The following is an 18,727-nucleotide window of genomic DNA, read 5'->3' as shown; positions in this document are numbered from 1 at the left end:
CAGCTTGAGCGAACCTTGTCGCCGATCAACATTACGACCCTCGCCGAACAACTTTAGGACAACGCCGAACGGGATTAGTTTTCCTGGCGTTTAACCTGTTGCCACGCCTCTTCCATCTGCTCCAGCGTAGCCTCTTCCATCTGCAGCCCGCGCTGTTTGACAATCTCTTCCACCTGCCGGAAACGGCGCTCGAACTTGCGGTTGGCCGCCTGCAACGCGTTTTCCGCCTTGTGCCCGAGATGGCGCGATAAATTCACCGTAGCGAACAGCAGATCGCCGATTTCCTCTTCCAGTTTCTGTTCATCAACCACCGCTTGCTTGGCTTCATGCATCACTTCGTCGATCTCTTCGTACACCTTGTCCAGTACCGGCCCCAAGGTATGCCAGTCGAAACCGACCGAGGCGCAACGCTTCTGGATTTTGTGCGCCTTCATCAGCGCCGGCAGTGCCTGCGGGATATCGTCCAGCGCAGAATGCAGCGCCTTCTCGGCGCGTTCGCCGGCCTTCAACTGCTCCCAGCGGGCCGCTACCGCTTCGCTATCCGCCGCATCGGCATCGCCGAAGATATGCGGGTGACGGCGCTCCAGCTTGTCGCTGATGGCGTTGCACACCTCATCGAAGTCGAACACCCCCTGCTCCTGCCCCATCTGGGCGTAAAACACCACCTGGAACAGCAGATCGCCCAACTCATCGCGCAGATCGGCGTAATCCTGACGCTCAATGGCGTCCAGCACTTCGTAGGTTTCTTCCAGCGTGTAAGGCGCGATGGTGGCGAAGGTCTGCTTGCGGTCCCATGGGCAACCGTTCTGCGGGTCGCGCAGCGTTTTCATGATATTCAGCAGGCGCTGCAGCGGGGAGGATTGGGTCATAAAAAGATCTCTGAGAAAGAATGGGAGCGCATTTGTGCGCCCGCCGGATTAGTCGCCAATGGATTTCGGGCCGTATCGGTGTTCGCTTGCAGCCAACAACGATACGGCTCGAAAGACGCAGGGGATTTAGCTGCCGTGCAGGCGCTTGGCGTCTATCACGTCCGGCAACTGATTCAGCTTGGCCAGCACCCGGCCCAGCACCTGCTGGTTGTAGATTTCAATGTCCATGTCGATGGTCGCCAGCTGCTTTTTGGTGTCGCTCCGGCTGGCCACGCCCAGCACGTTGACCTTTTCATTGGCCAGAATGGTGGTGATGTCGCGCAGCAGGCCGCTGCGATCGTTGGCCATCACACGCACCACCAGCGAATAACCGCTGGAATAGCTTTCGCCCCACACGGCGTCAACGATGCGTTCCGGCGCGTGCGACTGCAAATCCACCAACTGATCGCAGTCCGCACGGTGGATGGAGATACCGCGCCCCTGGGTGATAAAGCCGACAATATCGTCGCCCGGGATCGGCTGGCAGCAACGGGCGATGTGGTGCATCAGGTTGCCTACCCCTTCCACCACTACCCGACCGTTGTCCTTGCTGCGGGTCGCCGGCGGCGCTTTATGCTGCACCAATTGGCGCAACGCTTCGCGATCCTGCTCCTCGGCGCTCGGTTTGTTGAACTTGCCTTGCAGGAAGTTCACCATCTGATTCAGGCGGATATCGCCGCCGCCAATCGCCGCCAGTATTTCATCCAGCGAATTCATGTTGTATCGCGGGATCAGCAGCTTCTCGGCCTCTTTCAGGCTGATGCCAAGGTGCTCCAGCTCGCTGTCCAGCATCTGGCGGCCGGCAAGGATGTTCTTGTCGCGATCCTGCTTGCGGAACCAGTTATGGATTTTGGAGCGCCCACGGCTGGTGGTGACATAGCCCAGGTTCGGGTTCAGCCAATCGCGGCTCGGGTTCGGCTGCTTCTGGGTGATGATTTCAATCTGATCGCCCATCCGCAACTGATAGGTAAACGGCACGATGCGCCCGCCAATCTTGGCACCGATGCAACGGTGGCCGACGTCGCTGTGAATATGATAGGCAAAGTCGAGCGGCGTGGAGCCGGCCGGCAGATCCACCACATCGCCTTTCGGGGTAAACACGTAGACGCGATCGTCGAACACTTGGCTGCGAACCTCGTCGAGCATCTCGCCGGAGTCCGCCATCTCTTCCTGCCAGGCGATCAGCTTGCGCAGCCAGGCGATGCGTTCTTCATAGCCGGAGCGTACCGTCGCTACCGCGCCTTCTTTGTATTTCCAGTGCGCGGCTACGCCCAGTTCAGCATCTTCATGCATCTGCCGGGTACGGATCTGGATTTCGAGCGTTTTGCCGCGCGGGCCCAGCACCACGGTGTGGATCGACTGATAGCCGTTGGGTTTCGGGTTGGCGACGTAGTCGTCGAACTCATCCGGCAGATGACGGAAGTGGGTATGCACAATCCCCAGCGCCGCATAGCAGTCCTGCAAACGCTCGACCACCACGCGCACCGCGCGCACGTCAAACAGCTCGTCGAAGGCCAGCGCCTTCTTCTGCATTTTGCGCCAAATGCTGTAGATATGTTTCGGGCGGCCGTAGATATCCGCTTTGATGCCCTCGTCGCCCATCGCTTTTCGCAGCGAGGCGACGAAGTCATCGATAAACTGTTCGCGATCGATGCGACGTTCGTGCAGCAGCTTGGCGATGCGCTTGTATTCATCCGGGTGCAGGTAACGGAAGCAGAAATCTTCCAGCTCCCATTTCAGTTGCCCGATGCCGAGGCGGTTGGCCAGCGGCGCATAGATATTCGAACACTCTTTTGCCGCCAGCACGCGTTCGTCTTCCGGCGCATCCTTCACTTCACGCAGGTGGGCGATACGCTCCGCCAGCTTGATCACCACGCAGCGGAAATCCTCCACCATAGCCAACAGCATGCGGCGCACGTTGTCGACCTGTTCGGAGGCCATGGAATCGTTCTGGGTGGCTTTCAGTTGGCGGATGGCGTCCATATCGCGCACACCGTGCACCAGGTAGGTGATACCCTTGCCAAACGCTTCGGTCAGGGTTTCTTCCGGCACGATGCCGGCGTCCACCAGTGGGAACAGCAGCGCAGCGCGCATGCTGTCGTTGTCCATGCTCAGCGTGGAGAGGATTTCCACCATCTCCAGCCCACGCCACAACAACAGCGGTGCGTCGGGATGGTTCTGAGTCTGTTGCTCACAGTAGCGCCAGGTTGCGGCTAATCGCTCACATGACTGCGGGTTAGGTAGCCCCAAGCTGGCAATCCACTCGTCGAGAGCAAATTCACCAGCCGTGTTCAGATGTGCACTTCTTACCGCAACCATACCCTCTCCCTACTTTGCAGCGACCCCAGGCGTGTTGTCGTTAATAAACAGCGCCATTGACTCAAGATGCCCCGTATGCGGAAACCTATCCAACATCCGCACACGTGCAAGACGATAACCGGCGTCCAGCAATATTTTGCTGCCGCGTGCCAGCGCAGTAGGGTTACAAGAAACGTAACTTCCCCGTTCTGGCGCCAGTTTTACACTATGTGACATCACGCCGACCGCACCCGCACGGGCAGGGTCCAGCATCACTTTATCAAATCCTTGTGCCGCTCAAGGTTGCCGCTCAACGTCTTCTTCCAGATTTTCATGGAAGAAGGAGGCATTATTCAGTTTATTCTTATGTGCATTATATTGCCCATTCGCTAACAGCGTGGCAACACCTTCTATCCCCACCGCCGCAGCGGCAGGGCAAAGTTGGCCCATGCCACAGAACAGGTCCAATACCCGATCATTGGGCTGAATGTCGAGCCATTCAAGGGCCTGCGCCGCCATTTGCTGATTTACTGTGTCATTTATCTCAATAAAGTCACGCGGACTGAAGTCTAAGCGTAGCCCGTCGACCTGATAGTACGGCGTTCCCCCACACAGTTTTCGCCGCTGCCGCTGCCGGGCGCCCAATAAATGGTTACGCTTTCTTGCTGCGCAAAGATCGGTAACGCCTGGCGATCCTCATCTTTTTTCTTCGGTCAGCTGGATTGCCGCCTGCTCGCCCGGCAAGACTCTCCGCACAAACACGTCTTTGCCGTTGTGGCGTGCCACACCCTGCCCAAAGGGAGCGAGGTCGCTCACACATTTGCAGACTTTGCCGGGTCGTCAGGCGGCGTTTGGGAGAGTAGAATTGCGCCATATTTGCCGATTGAGTGCTGGCTCATTAAAGTAGAGTGTGTCCGGCAATTCTCCCACATTGGAATCCCATGACCAAATACAGCTTGCGTGCGCGCATGATGATCCTGATTCTGGCCCCAACGCTGTTGATTGGTCTGCTGCTCAGCACCTTCTTCGTGGTGCACCGTTACAATGAGCTGCAAGAACAGCTGGTTGACGCCGGCGCCAGCATTATCGAACCCTTGGCGGTGGCCAGCGAGTACGGCATGACATTCCGCAGCCGCGAGTCGGTCAGGCAGTTGGTCAGCCTGTTGCACCGTCGTCATTCGGATATTGTGCGTTCAATTACGGTGTTCGATGCGCAGAATAATCTGTTTGTCACCTCCAATTATCATCACAATTTCGCCCAATTGCAGTTGCCGAAAGGTGTGCCAATGCCCACCGATCTGATGCTGACGCGGCGCGGCAACTCACTGATCCTGCGCACGCCGATCCTCTCGGAAAGCCAGTACCCGGATCAAAACGCCACCGACCCGGTTCCGCCGGACAACAACCTGGGCTATGTGGCGATCGAACTGGATCTTCAATCGGTGCGGTTGCAACAGTATAAAGAGGTGTTTGTTTCCACCCTGCTGTTGCTGCTGTGCATGTGCATTGCCATCCTGTTTGCTTACCGTCTGATGCGCGACGTGACCGGCCCGATCCGCAATATGGTGAACACCGTTGACCGCATCCGCCGCGGCCAGCTCGACAGCCGCGTTGAAGGCTTTATGCTCGGCGAACTGCATATGCTGAAGAACGGCATCAACTCGATGGCGATGTCGCTGACCGCCTATCACGAAGAGATGCAGCAGAATATCGACCAGGCGACTTCGGACCTGCGTGAGACGCTGGAGCAGATGGAGATCCAGAACGTCGAGCTGGATCTGGCGAAAAAACGTGCTCAGGAAGCGGCGCGTATCAAATCCGAGTTTCTGGCGAACATGTCGCACGAGCTGCGTACCCCGCTCAACGGCGTGATCGGCTTTACCCGCCAGATGCTGAAAACCGAGATGAGCGTCACCCAGACCGACTATCTGCAAACCATCGAACGCTCGGCCAACAACCTGCTGACCATCATCAACGACGTGCTGGACTTCTCCAAGCTGGAAGCCGGCAAGCTGGTGCTGGAACACATTCCGTTCTCGCTGCGTGAAACGCTGGACGAAGTGATTGTGTTGCTGGCACCCAGCGCTCACGAGAAAGGGCTGGAATTGACGCTGGACGTGCATAATGACGTGCCGGAGCAGGTAATCGGCGATTCGTTGCGGTTGCAGCAGATCATTACCAACCTGCTGGGCAACGCGATCAAATTTACCGAAACCGGCAACATCGATATCCGCGTAGAACTGCGCGGCCTGCAGGAACGTCAGGTCGAACTTGAAGTGCAAATCCATGACACCGGCATCGGTATATCAGAACGGCAGCAGTCGCAGTTGTTCCAGGCGTTCCGCCAGGCGGACGCCAGCATTTCACGCCGCCACGGCGGCACCGGTCTGGGGCTGGTGATCACCCAGAAGCTGGTAAAAGAGATGGGTGGCGATATCTGCTTCCACAGCCAGCTGAACCGAGGTTCAACCTTCTGGTTCCACATCACCCTCGAGCTGCACGAGGGCATGTTGTCGTTGCCGCCGAGCCTGCCGGACCTGCGCGGCAAGACGTTGGGGTATATCGAAGCCAACCCGATGGCGGCAGAAGCCACGCTCAACATGCTGAGCGTGACCCCGCTTGTGATCACCCATTCGCCTACGCTGGCTCAGTTACCGAAAAAGGATTACGACTTCCTGCTGGTGGGGGTACCGATCCCGTTCCGCGACAACCTGGCACAGCACGAAGGCAAACTGAAAGCGGCGCTGAGTATCGCCGGTCGGGTGATTCTGGCGCTACCCTGCCAATCGCAGATCAACGCCGAACAGCTTAAACAACAGGGCGCTATCGGTTGCCTGATCAAACCCATCACCGGCAATCGCCTGTTCCCGCTGCTGCGCATGGAAACGCCGCATCGCCTCATCGCCGTGCCGGAACCCAAACGCCTGCCATTGACGGTGATGGCGGTTGACGATAACCCGGCCAACCTGAAACTGATTGGTACCCTGCTGGCTGAACAAGTGGAAAAGACCCTGCTGTGCGAAAGCGGAGAAGAGGCGCTGGCACTGGCACGCGATAACGTGCTGGATCTGATCCTGATGGATATCCAAATGCCGAATATCGACGGCATCCGCACCAGCGAACTGATCCGCCAACTGCCGCACCACAACTCTACGCCTATCGTCGCGGTTACCGCCCATGCGGTGAGCGGTGAGCGCGAGCATTTGCTGCAAGCGGGAATGGATGACTATCTGGCCAAGCCGATTGATGAAGCTATGCTGACCCGCGTGCTGGCCCGTTATTACAGCGGCGAATCGGCCGCCGAGCCATTGCTGTCGTTAGACTGGCCGCTGGCGTTACGCCAGGCGGCGAACAAACAGGATTTGGCGCGCGACCTGCTGCAGATGCTGCTCGACTTCCTGCCGCAAGTCAGCGAACGGGTGCAGGCGGTGCTGGATGGCACCCCAGACGACAGCATTCTCGATTTGATCCATAAATTGCACGGCAGTTGCAGCTACAGTGGCGTGCCGCGCATGAAGCAGCTGTGCTTCTACCTTGAACAGCAGTTGCGCAAGGGCGTCGGCAACGACGAACTGGAACCGGAATGGCTGGAACTGCTGGATGAAATCGAACTGGTGAGCCAGGCAGCCCGCAGCCATCTGGAGAGCGATCGCCCAGCGACAAGCTGAGGGTTACCCCTCAGCATGATTAGCGGAACCTATATCTGCTGCGACAGCCTGATGGTCGCCGCAATATTGCGTGCGGTCATGCGCACGTTGTCGGCGGCATTCTCCAGCGCTTCGGTGACGATCTCAATCCCCTGACGCAGATCGGCATGGCAGAACGCCAACAGCGCGGCCCCTATACCGCCGGCCGCGCCCCCAGCGCCTGCACCATGCCGGCGCCGCCGTCGTTGGTGGCGCTGCCGCCGATGCCGATAATGCAATGTTTTACGCCGTGATCCAGCGCCGAACGGATCAGTTCGCCGGTGCTATAAACTCTCCCCCATAAAAAAGGCACGCCGTAGCGTGCCTTGAGAGCGGAGAGCGGAAGAAATTACTGCATCAACAGATACAACTGGGTATCGCCGCGTTGGATGTTCAACGCCAGCACCGACGGCTTGCTGTCGAGAATTTTGCGCAGTTCGCCCAGATTCTGGATAGGCTGCTGGTTAACCCCGAGGATAATATCGCCTTTTTTCAGGCCGATGCGCGCAGCGGCACTGCCGGCCTTGACGTTATCCACCTTCACGCCTTTCTGGCTGCCGGCCTGGGCATTGCTCAGCTCGGCCCCTTCAATGCCGGTGTAGATATTGCCGGACTCCACCTGAGTCTGGGCGCTTTGCTCCAGCGTGACGTCCACGGTCACCGGTTTGCCGTCGCGAATGATGCCCAGCGACATTTTGCTGCCGACCGGCAGCGTGCCGATTTCCGCACGGAACGAGGCAAAGCTTGAGATGGCTTTACCGTTCATGGTGACGATAACGTCACCGGCCTTGATGCCCGCCTTGGCGGCGGAGGATTTCGGCATCACCTGGCTGACAAAGGCACCGCGCTGGGCGTCCACCTTCATCGCTTTCGCCAGTTCGGAGTTCAACTCAGTGCCCATAATGCCCAGCTCGCCGCGTTTCACCTGGCCGAACTCAACCATTTGCGCCGTCAGGTTTTTCACCATGTTGCTCGGGATAGCGAAGCCAATACCGATGTTGCCGCCGTCCGGCGCCAGAATCGCGGTGTTAATGCCGATCAATTCGCCGTTCAGGTTAACCAGCGCGCCACCGGAGTTACCGCGGTTAATCGCCGCATCGGTCTGGATAAAGTTTTCGTAGTTTTCGATATTCAACCCGCTGCGGCCCAACGCGGAAACGATGCCGGAAGTCGCGGTTTCGCCTAATCCGTAAGGGTTGCCGATCGCCACGGTGTAATCACCGACGCGCAGTTGCTCAGAATCCGCCATTTTGATTGCCGTCAGATTTTTAAAGTCTTTCAGTTGGATCAGCGCAATATCGGAACGCGGATCCTTGCCTATCACCTTGGCGTCAAACTTGCGGCCGTCGCTCAGTTGCACCTGAATTTTATTGGCGTTATCTACCACGTGGTTATTGGTCACCACGTAGCCTTTGGCTGCGTCAATCACCACCCCGGCGCCCAGCGCCTGAAATTTTTCCTGGGTGCCCTGACCCGGTGTGCCCTGCCCACCATCAGCGCCGTTCTGGCACATTGGCGAAGCCTGGAACGGTGAACCGTCCTGGCAGAAAGGCGAATCCTCGCCAAAGAACTGCTGGAACTGCGGCGGCATCTTCTGCGCATTGACGGTGGTGCTGCCTTCAACGTTAATGCTCACCACGGAAGGCATCACTTTTTCCAGCATCGGCGCCAGGCTAGGCAGCTGTTGGGTGCTTGAAGACGCGGTTTCTGCAGCGCTGGCCGTCATCGGGCCCATCGCCATACCAATACTGAAAGCCAGGGCGCTAAGAACTAATGCGGTTTTTTTCATCTGTGTGTCTCTTATAAAGTCGTTCAGAAAGTATTGCGTTCTTTGTGCATAGTCAGAGCTTATTAATAGCCTGAAGTTCCGGCGCAGGTTATTGGTAATAGTAAACAAATATTGTCCGTCTTTACAAAACTCGAAATACTCACTGCGACCTGCTACGCATGCGTTCAAATAATATTTATTAACTGAATGAATTATTCAGCCGCCATTAGTTTTCGATATTCGTCGTAGGCATAAAGATCGGTCATGCCGCTGATATAATCTTGCAGCAAACGCGCGCGGAAATAATATTCCCGGATCGCCAATTGCTCGGGCGACAGGTGTTGCAACCCTTCAACCGCTTCGACATACGCCAACCGATGTTTGGTGGAAAGCTTGTGGAACAGGCGTGTTTCTATCGGATAAGCGCGATGGCTGTCTTCCCGCACCAAGCGGGTAAAATCCGCCAGCGGCATCGCCAGCAAGGGGCTGTAGATGTCCAGCAAGCCGCTGATCACCCGGTAGCCCTGCAGCTCAAGCTGTTCCACTTCGGGGTGATTGAAGACGTGCTTGAAGGCCACATTCTTGAAGATCTTCAACAGTTGGAACGCCGGGCTGGAGTCTTCCAGCAACGCCTGATTAAAGTTGCCCCGATAAACCGCATCCAGATTATCAATAAAACGCTGCGCCGCATGCGGCACCAGCCGCGCCACGGTGAACACCCGCAAATACATGAAGAACTGATCTTCGCTGCTGCGCCGCGCACCGCCGCGGTCGATCTTGCGAAAAGCGCTGGCCACGGTTTTATCAAACAAATCGCCCGGCGATACCTCGCCCCATTCCTGAGTTAAATGCTGATAAAGTTGTTCAACGGTGAAAATGTTTTTTTCCACCGCGTCTTCCAGATCGGCGACGCAGTAAGAAATATCGTCCGCCGCCTCCATGATATAAGTCAGCGGGAAGCGATCGAACTCGCCCATATTCAGCTCGCGCCGCAATCGATCGACAAATGCCTCTTCCGCCAGATAAAAGCCCGGTTTTTTCATCAGGTAGCTGTGGCTGGCGGGGATCTCGCTCGCCCAGTACGCCGGACGGGTATATTTCAGAATGCACCCCACCTGTGCATAGGTCAGGTTGAGCTTCAGTAACGTATGCACCAGCCGAATCGCCTGGGCATTGCCCTCGAAATGGCTGAGATCGTGGCGGATGCGGCTGCGCAGGCGGTTGAGATCGCCTTCGCCTTCGTGCAGGCGCAGCACGCCGATCTGGCAACGATCGTTGCTGGCGGGCTCGCTCCCGCAGCTGGCGGGATCGAGCCGCTGGGAAAACCAGTCGTTAATCGCCGACTCGCCGAAGTGCCCAAACGGCGGGTTGCCGATGTCATGCATCAGGCAGGACATCTCAACTATGCTTTCAAAAGGATCGAGCAGTTTGGTCAGGCCGAGCGCGTCGATCCGCCGTTCCTGTTTGAAACGGTTGAGGATCTCTTTTGCAATGTGCCGCCCGACCTGCTGCACCTCCATCGAGTGCGTCAGACGGCTACGCACCGCGGCGTTGCGCTCCAGAGGGAACACCTGGGTTTTTTGCTGCAGACGGCGAATGGCGGCTGAATTGACAATGCGCCCGCGATCGCTCTCAAACTGCCGCACGATGTCATATTCTTCCTCAGCCTCGATAGGCTTACTGAAAGGCCGCTGGAAGCTGATTTTTTGCTTAAAGTCGATCCCGGACATCTGTTTCTCCTCCGTTGCGCCCAGCCTCCGTGATAACAATTCCCGAGGGCATATGCAACGGATTATCTCTCTATGAGAGCCATGATAGACTATGGCGCAATTCCCACACCCAATCAGCGAGTGTTATTTATGAAAGTAGGCATCATCGGCGCCATGGAGCAGGAAGTTACCCTGCTGCGCGAACAAATTGAAAACCGTCAAACCATTCAACGCGCGGGTTGTGAAATCTATACCGGCCAGATCGGCGGCGTTGACGTGGCACTGCTGAAATCCGGTATCGGTAAAGTTTCTGCGGCAATGGGTACCACCCTGCTGCTGGAGCACTGCAAGCCGGATCTGGTGATCAATACCGGTTCCGCCGGTGGCCTGGCCGCTACGCTGAAAGTGGGCGATATCGTGGTTTCCGAAGAAGTGCGCTATCACGACGCCGACGTCACCGCCTTTGGTTACGAGCCAGGCCAGATGGCCGGTTGCCCGGCGGCCTTCGTGGCGGACGAAGCACTGATTGCGCTGGCGGAAAGCTGCATCAAGCAGTTGGATCTTAACGCGGTGCGCGGCCTGATCTGCAGCGGCGACGCCTTCATTAACGGTGCAGAACCGTTGGAGCGCATCCGCACCACCTTCCCAACCGTTGCCGCGGTAGAAATGGAAGCCGCCGCCGTCGGTCACGTTTGCCACCTGTTCGGCACGCCGTTTGTGGTGGTTCGCGCCATCTCTGACGTCGCCGACAGTGAATCGCACATGAGCTTTGACGAGTTCCTGGTCGTGGCCGCCAAGCAATCAACGCTGATGGTCAACGCGATGCTGCAAACCCTGGCCAAGCGCGGTTGATGTGAAGCCACGCCTTTCAGCCCTGTTGTGGCTGCTCGCGATCTGGGCGGCTCTGCCTGTCGGCGCCGCTCAGCGCGTGATCAGCCTCGCACCCAATACCACCGAGCTTGCCTACGCCGCCGGCATGGGCGATACCCTGCTGGCGGTGAGCGCCTTCTCCGATTACCCGCCGGCGGCCAAAAAGCTGGAACAGGTGGCTTCCTGGCAAGGGATCAACCTGGAGCGGGTACTGGCGCTGAAGCCGGATCTAATCCTCGCCTGGCGCGGCGGCAATCCGCAACGGGTGCTGGATCAGCTCGCCGCCTTCGGTATCCCGATTTTTTATGCGGATGCCACCACGCTCGATGACATCGCCCAGTCGCTGGATGACCTGGCCAAATACAGCCCGCATCCGGAGCAGGCGCACCAGGCTGCGGGCACCATGCGCCAACAGATCGCCGCGCTGAAAGCAAAATACCCGCACAACCAGCCGCGCCGGATCTTGTTGCAGTTTGGCACCCAGCCGCTGTTCACCAGCTCCGGCGCCACTCTGCAAAGCCAGGTGCTGTCGCTGTGCGGAGCGGAGAATATCTTTGCCGACAGCCGTATGCCGTGGCCGCAAATCAGCCGCGAGCAAGTGTTGGCCCGCCAGCCTCAGGCCGTAGTGATTACCGGCGACGCAAAAGAGATTGCCAGCGTGAAAGCCTTTTGGGCACCACAGCTGCAAGTGCCGGTGATTGCGCTGAACGGCGACTGGTTCAACCGCGCCGGCCCGCGCATCATGCTGGCCGCACAACAACTGTGCAGCCAACTGGCGGAGCTCCCCTGATGCTGGTGTTTTGGCTGGATATTCTGGGTACTGCGGTTTTCGCCATCTCCGGCGTATTGCTGGCCGGCAAGTTGCGCATGGATCCGTTCGGCGTGTTGGTGCTCGGCGTGGTCACTGCGGTCGGTGGCGGCACCATCCGCGATATGGCGCTGGCCAATGGCCCGGTATTTTGGGTGAAAGACCCGACCGATCTGGTGGTGGCGATGATAACCTGCGTGCTGACGCTGCTGCTGGTACGCCAGCCGCGACGCCTGCCGAAATGGATCCTGCCGGTGCTGGATGCCGTCGGGCTGGCGGTGTTCGTCGGTATCGGCGTCAATAAAGCCTTCGCCGCCGATACCGGTCCGCTGGTGGCCGTGTGCATGGGGGTCATTACCGGGGTTGGCGGCGGTATTATCCGGGACGTCCTGGCGCGGGAAATTCCGATGATCCTGCGAACCGAAGTTTACGCCACCGCCTGTATTGTCGGCGGTATCGTCCACGTTACCGCTTTCGCTACCTTCGGTATGCCGCTGCAGCAGGCGATGATGCTTGGCATGGGCATCACGCTGGCGATCCGGCTGGCGGCCATCCGCTGGCATCTGAAACTGCCCGCGTTTATCCTCGAACGATAGCGACTGCCCGCCGAAGCAAACCCGGCTCGGGTCAGCATGAAATGGCAACCATAAAAAAACCCGCAAACCGGTGAGGTTGGCGGGTTTTATGCTGCTGCAGACGGGATCAGACGCTGAACGAAGAACCGCAGCCGCAGGTAGTTTTGGCGTTAGGGTTGGTTACCACGAAACGTGAACCTTCCAGCCCCTCGGTATAATCGACAGAACCGCCCACCAGATATTGCAGGCTCATTGGGTCAACCACCAGCGCAACGCCCTGCTTCTCGATGGTCATATCGCCATCGTTGACCTTGTCGTCAAAAGTGAAACCGTACTGGAATCCGCTGCAGCCGCCACCGGTAATGTAAACCCGCAACTTCAGATTCGGATTTTCTTCATCAGCAATCAGGACCTTAACCTTGCTTGCTGCTGCCTCGGTAAATTGCAGGGGCAGTGCTGTTTCATCACTCATACTCTTTACTCCCAACATTGTTCTGCATCAGGCCGCTACAATGGCAGTCTGATTAATGTTTTTGATTATCCAATACCTGAGTGCTGCGTTCAAGTATTCACCGCATTTGTTGTATTTTCTTTACCTGTTTTATTTGCCGCCTCACGCGCCTGCAGCGCTTCCTGCCGCTGCAACGTACGGGCCAATATCGACGAATACAACGGCTTACCCCCGAGGAACTGCGCCACCAGCGTAGCACCAAGGCAGGTAATGATCATTGGCAGTATGAGCTGATAATTATCGGTCATCTCCAACACCAGCACGATCCCGGTCAAGGGTGCGCGCACCGTGGCGGCAAACAACGCGCCCATTCCGGCAATGGCGAAAGTACCGGCCTCAATGCCGTACTGTGGAAACAGGTGCGCGCCAGCCAGGCCAAAAGCGGTGCCAAACAGGGTGCCCAGCGCTAACATTGGCGCAAAGATCCCGCCCGGCGCGCCTGAACCAAAACACAGCAGAGTGGTGATCACCCGTGCGATGAAAATAAACAGCAGCATACCGACGCTGTAATTGCCGGCGGCAGCAATGGGGATCAAACCAAAACCGCCCCCCGCCGCTTGCGGCTGAATCAGCCCAAGAATGCCGCACGTACCGCCGATCAGCCCACCAATCATCAGGATGTTGCGCATTTTCCCGCCATGGAAACGGGCAAACATATCTTGAGTGCGAAAAATCAGGGCGTTAAACATCACCCCAACGGCGCCGAATACCGCACCCAGCACCAGATACAGCCACAGCGTGTTGATCGGCGCAGAAGAAAGCTTGCCGACCTCAATCACCGAGTGTTCACCGTTGAACAACTGAAACACCACGCTCGACATGATCACGCCGATAAATACCGCTTTAATCGAGATCAGGTTATAGCGGAACTGCGGACGCATTTCCTCAATGATAAACAGAATGCCCGCCAGCGGCGCATTGAAGGCGGCGGAAAGCCCGGCGGCCGCGCCGGTGGCCAGCAACGAATGACGCGCTTCGGCGCCGCGCATGCGGAAGATATCCAATACCATACGCCCGACGTTGCCCCCCATCTGCACCGTAGGCCCTTCACGGCCGAGCACCATACCCGCCCCCAGCGTGCCCATGCCACCGATAAACTTTACCGGGATCACCCGCCACCAGCGTACCGGACGCAGCTCTTCCAGCGCCCCTTCGATCTCCGGTATGCCTGAGCCGCCCGCTTCCGGCGCAAAACGGCGCACCAGGTAATACCCCAGCACCGCCAACGCAGCAGAAAGAATGAAGGCCAGCGGCCAAACCAGGAGCCAGGAATCGGCGACCTGCGCCAGCGCGGACAACCGCCGCTGCTGCACCCAGTCCACCGCCTTATCAAAGGCTACGCCGAGCAATCCCGCCAGGGTGCCCACCACCGCCGCCATAAACAGGATGGCCACCGGCGTTTTGTCTCGGCGGATAAACTGACGCACCGCGTCGCTGCGTTTCAGGCGTGGAGCCAGCGCTACCGGCGGCTGTTGCTGTAATTCAGTCATAATGGGTTATTCATTAACGGAATTAAATGTAATACAAATAGGGAAGCCGATTATTCTAACGCACCCGCTGAGCGACCGCCCCCCAAAATAGGTATCTGACTGTGATCGTTTCATATCGACGAACACTTCTCTAGAATAGCGCGATTAAATCATTCAAAAGAGAATCCAGGAGCCGATTTATGAGCTTACACAGCAAGTCCGAAAGTCTGTATGCCCAAGCGCAACAGGTGATCCCAGGTGGGGTTAACTCTCCGGTGCGTGCATTCACCGGCGTTGGCGGTGTGCCACTGTTTATCGAACGGGCGGACGGGGCTTACCTGTTCGACGTCGACGGCAAAGCCTATATCGACTACGTCGGTTCCTGGGGCCCAATGGTGCTGGGGCACAACCACCCGGCGATCCGCAATGCGGTCATCGAAGCGGCGCAGCGCGGCCTGAGTTTTGGCGCCCCCACAGAGATGGAAGTCAAAATGGCGGAGTTGGTCACCGAGCTGGTGCCGACCATGGATATGGTGCGGATGGTAAACTCGGGTACCGAGGCCACCATGAGCGCTATTCGTCTGGCGCGCGGCTACACCAACCGCGATAAAATCATCAAGTTCGAGGGCTGCTACCACGGCCACGCCGACTGCCTGCTGGTGAAAGCCGGTTCCGGCGCGCTGACCCTGGGCCAGCCGAACTCGCCGGGTGTACCGGCCGATTTCGCCAAGCACACTCTGACCTGCACCTACAACGATCTGGATTCGGTCCGCGTCGCGTTCGAACAGTATCCTTCCGAGATCGCCTGCATCATCGTCGAACCGGTCGCCGGCAACATGAACTGTGTGCCGCCGTTGCCGGAATTCCTGCCGGGCCTGCGGGCACTGTGCGACAAATACGGCGCATTGCTGATTATCGATGAAGTGATGACCGGCTTTCGCGTCGCGCTGGCCGGGGCGCAGGCCTATTACGATGTGGAGCCGGATCTTACCTGTCTGGGCAAAATCATCGGCGGCGGCATGCCTGTGGGCGCGTTCGGTGGTCGTCGCGACGTGATGGCGGCGCTGGCGCCAACCGGACCGGTCTATCAGGCGGGAACGCTGTCCGGTAACCCGATTGCGATGGCGGCCGGTTATGCCTGCCTGACCGAGGTTTCGCAAGTCGGTGTCCACCAGACGCTGACCGAATTGACCGATATGCTGGCGGCAGGCCTGCAGGATGCAGCCAAAGAAGAAAACGTCGCGCTGGTCGTCAACCACGTCGGCGGCATGTTCGGCCTGTTCTTTACCGATGCCCCGGCAGTGACCTGCTACCAGGACGTGATGCAGTGCGATGTGGAACGCTTTAAGCGCTTCTTCCATCTGATGCTGGATGAGGGGGTTTATCTGGCGCCTTCCGCCTTTGAAGCCGGCTTTATGTCCATTGCGCACAGCAAGGAAGACATTCAGCGCACCATCAATGCCGCACGCCGCTGCTTCGCCAAGCTGTAATATTTCGCGGTCAAACAAAAACGGGCGCCGGTGTGAACTTAGCGCCCGTTTTTATTTTGTTAGAGCAAGGTACCGTAAATCGTCAGCAGCGCCACTACCACCACGATAACCATCGTCACCTTGCGCGCCAGAGTGACCGCCGCACGCGGGGTTTGTACCGGATCCCTATGCGGATCGCGCGCCAGAGAGAACTGCGCCAGACGAGTCAGTACCTGATATTGCGAGGTATGACGATCGCCCAACGACGCAAACCATGCCGGCAAGGCTTTTTCACCGTGCCCCAGCAGCGCGTAGGCCACGCCTGCCAGGCGCACCGGGATCCAGTCCAGCCAGTGCAACAGATGATCGATGCCGGACTGCGAACGCTCCAGAGGGGTATTGTGGCGCGCCAGCCAGGTTTGATAAGCACGCAGAAAAGCATAACCCGCCAGTGCGATTGGCCCGTATGGCCCGCAGACCACAAACCAAAACAGCGGCGCCAGATAATAACGGAAGTTAGTCCACAGCAGCGCATTTTGCAGCTCGCGCAGGCGCAGCTCTTCGCTGCAATCCACCGGCAAACCGTGGATCAGCGCCAGTTCCTCTGCCATCTGGTCGCTGGCATGGGCATCTCCCTGCCGCGCTGCCTTAAGATAGGCACGATAGTGTTTACGCTTGATGCCGGCGCCCACACACAGCAAATCAATAATAATCCACAGCAGCAGCGTCACCACGCCGAAAAACAGCCCGTGAGCCAACCACAAAATGCCCCACACCACCACCATCCAGGCAACGGTCAGCAGCAGCGTCTGCGCCAGCGAAAACCTATGCAGCCGATGGAACACCACTTCCAGGCGATGATCCAGCTGCCAGTGCTCCCCCAGCTTGAACAAACGTTCCCACGCCAGAACCAGTAACAGCGTAAACAGCGTCATTAGCGACTCCTCTCCCTTTCCATTTTCCCAAGCATAGCGCCATCGGGCTCGCAGGGTTGTTCCAGAGATGCCAGATAAAAGTCCCAGTCAAACGCTGGGCCTGGATCGGTTTTGCGGCCAGGGGCGATGTTGCTGTGCCCGGTAATGCTCGCCGCCGACATCGGATAATACCTGATTAGCAGCGCGGTCACCGCTTTCAGGCTCTGATATTGCTGCGACGTGAACGGCAGTTGATCGGTACCTTCCAGCTCAATGCCGATCGAAAAATCGTTGCAGCGTTCGCGCCCCTGATACTCGGAAACGCCGGCGTGCCAGGCGCGCTTGTCGAACGGCACATACTGAATGATTTCACCCTCGCGGCGGATCAGACAATGCGCCGAGACCCGAAGCTGATGGATGCCGGAAAAATAGGGATGCTCTGCGGGATCGAGAGTGCCGGTAAACAACCGATCGATATAGGGACCGCCAAACTCGCCGGGCGGCAGGCTGATATTGTGGATCACCAGCAGCGAAGGGGCTTCATCATTCGGGCGAAGATCGCAATGCGGCGAAACGACCCGTTTCACCCCGACAATCCAGCCATGCTCTAACTGCATCAGACACCTCTCTGCGGTGGTACTTATCACGGCAACAGAGTAGCATGTTCCCCCTACGATCTTACCGTCCATTTCGGAGTTTTCTATGCCGACACGCCGCTACGATGCCGACAGTCGCCGCACCGAGCTTCTTGAACGAATTGAAAGCGATATCCCCTATGCCGTTGCCCAGGCGCTGCGCGAAGACCTGGGAGGCGAAGTCGATGCCGACTGCGATATTACCGCGCAATTGTTACCGGCCGACAAACAGGCAGAAGCCACCATTATCACCCGTGAACCCGGCGTATTTTGCGGCCGACGCTGGTTGAGTGAAGTCTTCATCCAACTGGGCAACCAGGTGAAGGTGGAATGGCTGGTGGCGGATGGCGATCGCCTGGTGCCTGACCAACCGCTGTGCAAACTGAGCGGGCCGGCGCGGATACTGCTGACCGGCGAGCGCACCGCGCTGAACTTTGTGCAGACGCTTTCCGGCGTAGCGACCGAAGTCAGCCGTTATGTGGCACTGCTGCAGGGGACGCAAACCCGCCTGCTGGATACGCGCAAGACCCTGCCGGGGCTGCGCACCGCGCTGAAATATGCGGTGCTGTGCGGTGGCGGCAGCAATCACCGGTTGGGATTATCCGATGCCTTCCTGATCAAGGAAAACCACATCATCGCCTCCGGTTCGATCAAAAATGCGGTCGAGAAAGCTTTTTGGCTGCATGCCGACGTGCCGGTCGAAGTGGAAGTAGAATCCCTCGATGAGCTGCAACAGGCGCTGGATGCCGGCGCCGACATCGTCATGCTGGATAACTTCAGCGTCGAGATGATGCGTGCCGCGGTGGCGCAGACCCAAGGCCACGCACAGTTGGAAGTCTCCGGCAACGTGACCAGCGAAACCCTGCGCACCTTCGCCGAAACCGGCGTGGACTACATCTCCGTTGGCGCGCTGACCAAACATGTGACCGCACTCGATCTGTCAATGCGCTTCAAATAATCTCTGCCATTCACACCGTCCTGGCTAGCTGGGACGGTGCTTTTTCGTCAAAACTGCGAATCCCGCCGCAACTATTTTCATGCAGCTGCAAACTGAGCAACTTGCCATGGAAGCACGCCGCAAAACACTGACTCCCCGCTAGAAGCACG

16 protein-coding genes and 2 pseudogenes are annotated in these 18,727 nt (G+C 58.0%); 6 read left to right on the top strand and 12 right to left on the bottom strand.

From position 1 onward, the window contains the following. Window positions 1-74 precede the first annotated feature (74 nt). From mazG to SERAS12_RS26735, 4 genes and pseudogenes are all read right to left on the bottom strand, one after another. Window positions 75-869, bottom strand: a complete 795-nt coding sequence (gene mazG / locus SERAS12_RS03710) for a nucleoside triphosphate pyrophosphohydrolase (RefSeq protein ID WP_013811520.1) — start codon at window positions 867-869, stop codon at window positions 75-77. A gap of 126 nt (window positions 870-995) precedes the next feature. Continuing rightward, window positions 996-3,227 (bottom strand): GTP diphosphokinase, encoded by a 2,232-nt coding sequence (gene relA, locus SERAS12_RS03705; RefSeq protein ID WP_013811519.1) that lies wholly within the window; start codon window positions 3,225-3,227, stop codon window positions 996-998. A 9-nt stretch (window positions 3,228-3,236) separates the two neighbouring features. After that, window positions 3,237-3,901, bottom strand: a pseudogene (rlmD, locus tag SERAS12_RS03700) (23S rRNA (uracil(1939)-C(5))-methyltransferase RlmD); the annotation flags it as partial. A gap of 1 nt (window position 3,902) precedes the next feature. Beyond that, window positions 3,903-4,022 (bottom strand): TRAM domain-containing protein, encoded by a 120-nt coding sequence (locus SERAS12_RS26735; RefSeq protein ID WP_371105508.1) that lies wholly within the window; start codon window positions 4,020-4,022, stop codon window positions 3,903-3,905. A gap of 125 nt (window positions 4,023-4,147) precedes the next feature. On the opposite strand from SERAS12_RS26735, the gene barA reads away from it, so the two are divergent. Continuing rightward, a complete protein-coding gene (gene barA / locus SERAS12_RS03695) occupies window positions 4,148-6,874 on the top strand; it encodes a two-component sensor histidine kinase BarA (protein WP_013811518.1) in 2,727 nt (908 codons plus the stop codon). A gap of 29 nt (window positions 6,875-6,903) precedes the next feature. On the opposite strand, the gene SERAS12_RS26730 is transcribed toward barA, so the two are convergent. From SERAS12_RS26730 to dgt, 4 genes and pseudogenes are all read right to left on the bottom strand, one after another. Beyond that, entirely contained in the window at window positions 6,904-7,050 is a 147-nt protein-coding gene (locus SERAS12_RS26730) for a hypothetical protein (protein WP_371105549.1), read from the bottom strand. Between the two features lie 8 nt (window positions 7,051-7,058). Beyond that, window positions 7,059-7,181, bottom strand: a pseudogene (locus SERAS12_RS26725) (glycerate kinase); the annotation flags it as partial. Between the two features lie 60 nt (window positions 7,182-7,241). Beyond that, entirely contained in the window at window positions 7,242-8,681 is a 1,440-nt protein-coding gene (degP, locus tag SERAS12_RS03685; protein ID WP_013811517.1) for a serine endoprotease DegP, read from the bottom strand. 191 nt (window positions 8,682-8,872) lie between these two features. Beyond that, window positions 8,873-10,390 (bottom strand): dGTPase, encoded by a 1,518-nt coding sequence (gene dgt, locus SERAS12_RS03680; protein WP_013811516.1) that lies wholly within the window; start codon window positions 10,388-10,390, stop codon window positions 8,873-8,875. Between the two features lie 129 nt (window positions 10,391-10,519). On the opposite strand from dgt, the gene mtnN reads away from it, so the two are divergent. From mtnN to SERAS12_RS03665, 3 genes are read left to right on the top strand one after another with little or no spacing between them, the layout of a single operon-like run. Next, the gene (gene mtnN / locus SERAS12_RS03675; protein WP_041415885.1) at window positions 10,520-11,221 is read left to right on the top strand and encodes a 5'-methylthioadenosine/S-adenosylhomocysteine nucleosidase; all 702 of its coding nucleotides are present in this window, start codon (window positions 10,520-10,522) and stop codon (window positions 11,219-11,221) included. A gap of 1 nt (window position 11,222) precedes the next feature. Further along, a complete protein-coding gene (gene btuF / locus SERAS12_RS03670; protein WP_013811514.1) occupies window positions 11,223-12,029 on the top strand; it encodes a vitamin B12 ABC transporter substrate-binding protein BtuF in 807 nt (268 codons plus the stop codon). Further along, window positions 12,029-12,643 (top strand): TRIC cation channel family protein, encoded by a 615-nt coding sequence (locus SERAS12_RS03665; protein ID WP_004950186.1) that lies wholly within the window; start codon window positions 12,029-12,031, stop codon window positions 12,641-12,643. Before btuF ends, SERAS12_RS03665 begins: the two co-directional genes overlap by 1 nt. Window positions 12,644-12,749: 106 nt before the next feature. Here the strand turns inward: SERAS12_RS03665 and erpA are convergent, their stop codons facing one another. Beyond that, window positions 12,750-13,094, bottom strand: a complete 345-nt coding sequence (erpA, locus tag SERAS12_RS03660; protein WP_004950184.1) for an iron-sulfur cluster insertion protein ErpA — start codon at window positions 13,092-13,094, stop codon at window positions 12,750-12,752. Window positions 13,095-13,183: 89 nt separating this feature from the next. After that, complete coding sequence (gene clcA, locus SERAS12_RS03655; RefSeq protein WP_013811513.1) at window positions 13,184-14,623, bottom strand: H(+)/Cl(-) exchange transporter ClcA; 1,440 nt, start codon at window positions 14,621-14,623, stop codon at window positions 13,184-13,186. 179 nt (window positions 14,624-14,802) lie between these two features. Here clcA and hemL point away from each other — a divergent pair, with 179 nt between their 5' ends. Next, complete coding sequence (gene hemL / locus SERAS12_RS03650) at window positions 14,803-16,092, top strand: glutamate-1-semialdehyde 2,1-aminomutase (RefSeq protein WP_013811512.1); 1,290 nt, start codon at window positions 14,803-14,805, stop codon at window positions 16,090-16,092. A 59-nt stretch (window positions 16,093-16,151) separates the two neighbouring features. On the opposite strand, the gene ampE is transcribed toward hemL, so the two are convergent. Both ampE and ampD read right to left on the bottom strand, forming a co-directional pair. Next, entirely contained in the window at window positions 16,152-17,006 is an 855-nt protein-coding gene (ampE, locus tag SERAS12_RS03645) for a beta-lactamase regulator AmpE (RefSeq protein ID WP_013811511.1), read from the bottom strand. Then, the gene (ampD, locus tag SERAS12_RS03640; protein WP_013811510.1) at window positions 17,006-17,602 is read right to left on the bottom strand and encodes a 1,6-anhydro-N-acetylmuramyl-L-alanine amidase AmpD; all 597 of its coding nucleotides are present in this window, start codon (window positions 17,600-17,602) and stop codon (window positions 17,006-17,008) included. Before ampD ends, ampE begins: the two co-directional genes overlap by 1 nt. 85 nt (window positions 17,603-17,687) lie before the next feature. Here ampD and nadC point away from each other — a divergent pair, with 85 nt between their 5' ends. After that, window positions 17,688-18,578 carry a carboxylating nicotinate-nucleotide diphosphorylase gene (gene nadC / locus SERAS12_RS03635; RefSeq protein ID WP_013811509.1) on the top strand — a complete coding sequence of 297 codons (891 nt, stop codon included), beginning with the start codon at window positions 17,688-17,690 and terminating at the stop codon, window positions 18,576-18,578. The last annotated feature ends 149 nt before the right edge of the window (window positions 18,579-18,727 follow it).

The sequence above is a fragment of the Serratia sp. AS12 genome, assembly GCF_000214195.1.
Classification (GTDB): domain Bacteria; phylum Pseudomonadota; class Gammaproteobacteria; order Enterobacterales; family Enterobacteriaceae; genus Serratia; species Serratia plymuthica.
Note: the sequence above shows the minus strand (reverse complement) of the source record. Positions and strands in the feature narration are given on the sequence as shown.

Coding starts and splice junctions, on each gene's coding strand:
- dgt (WP_013811516.1), bottom strand. CDS start 10,390: ATGTCCGGGATCGACTTTAAGCAAAAAATCAGCTTCCAGCGGCCTTTC.
- ampD (WP_013811510.1), bottom strand. CDS start 17,602: ATGCAGTTAGAGCATGGCTGGATTGTCGGGGTGAAACGGGTCGTTTCG.
- ampE (WP_013811511.1), bottom strand. CDS start 17,006: ATGACGCTGTTTACGCTGTTACTGGTTCTGGCGTGGGAACGTTTGTTC.
- mtnN (WP_041415885.1), top strand. CDS start 10,520: ATGAAAGTAGGCATCATCGGCGCCATGGAGCAGGAAGTTACCCTGCTG.
- erpA (WP_004950184.1), bottom strand. CDS start 13,094: ATGAGTGATGAAACAGCACTGCCCCTGCAATTTACCGAGGCAGCAGCA.
- relA (WP_013811519.1), bottom strand. CDS start 3,227: ATGGTTGCGGTAAGAAGTGCACATCTGAACACGGCTGGTGAATTTGCT.
- clcA (WP_013811513.1), bottom strand. CDS start 14,623: ATGACTGAATTACAGCAACAGCCGCCGGTAGCGCTGGCTCCACGCCTG.
- SERAS12_RS03665 (WP_004950186.1), top strand. CDS start 12,029: ATGCTGGTGTTTTGGCTGGATATTCTGGGTACTGCGGTTTTCGCCATC.
- degP (WP_013811517.1), bottom strand. CDS start 8,681: ATGAAAAAAACCGCATTAGTTCTTAGCGCCCTGGCTTTCAGTATTGGT.
- hemL (WP_013811512.1), top strand. CDS start 14,803: ATGAGCTTACACAGCAAGTCCGAAAGTCTGTATGCCCAAGCGCAACAG.
- nadC (WP_013811509.1), top strand. CDS start 17,688: ATGCCGACACGCCGCTACGATGCCGACAGTCGCCGCACCGAGCTTCTT.
- barA (WP_013811518.1), top strand. CDS start 4,148: ATGACCAAATACAGCTTGCGTGCGCGCATGATGATCCTGATTCTGGCC.
- mazG (WP_013811520.1), bottom strand. CDS start 869: ATGACCCAATCCTCCCCGCTGCAGCGCCTGCTGAATATCATGAAAACG.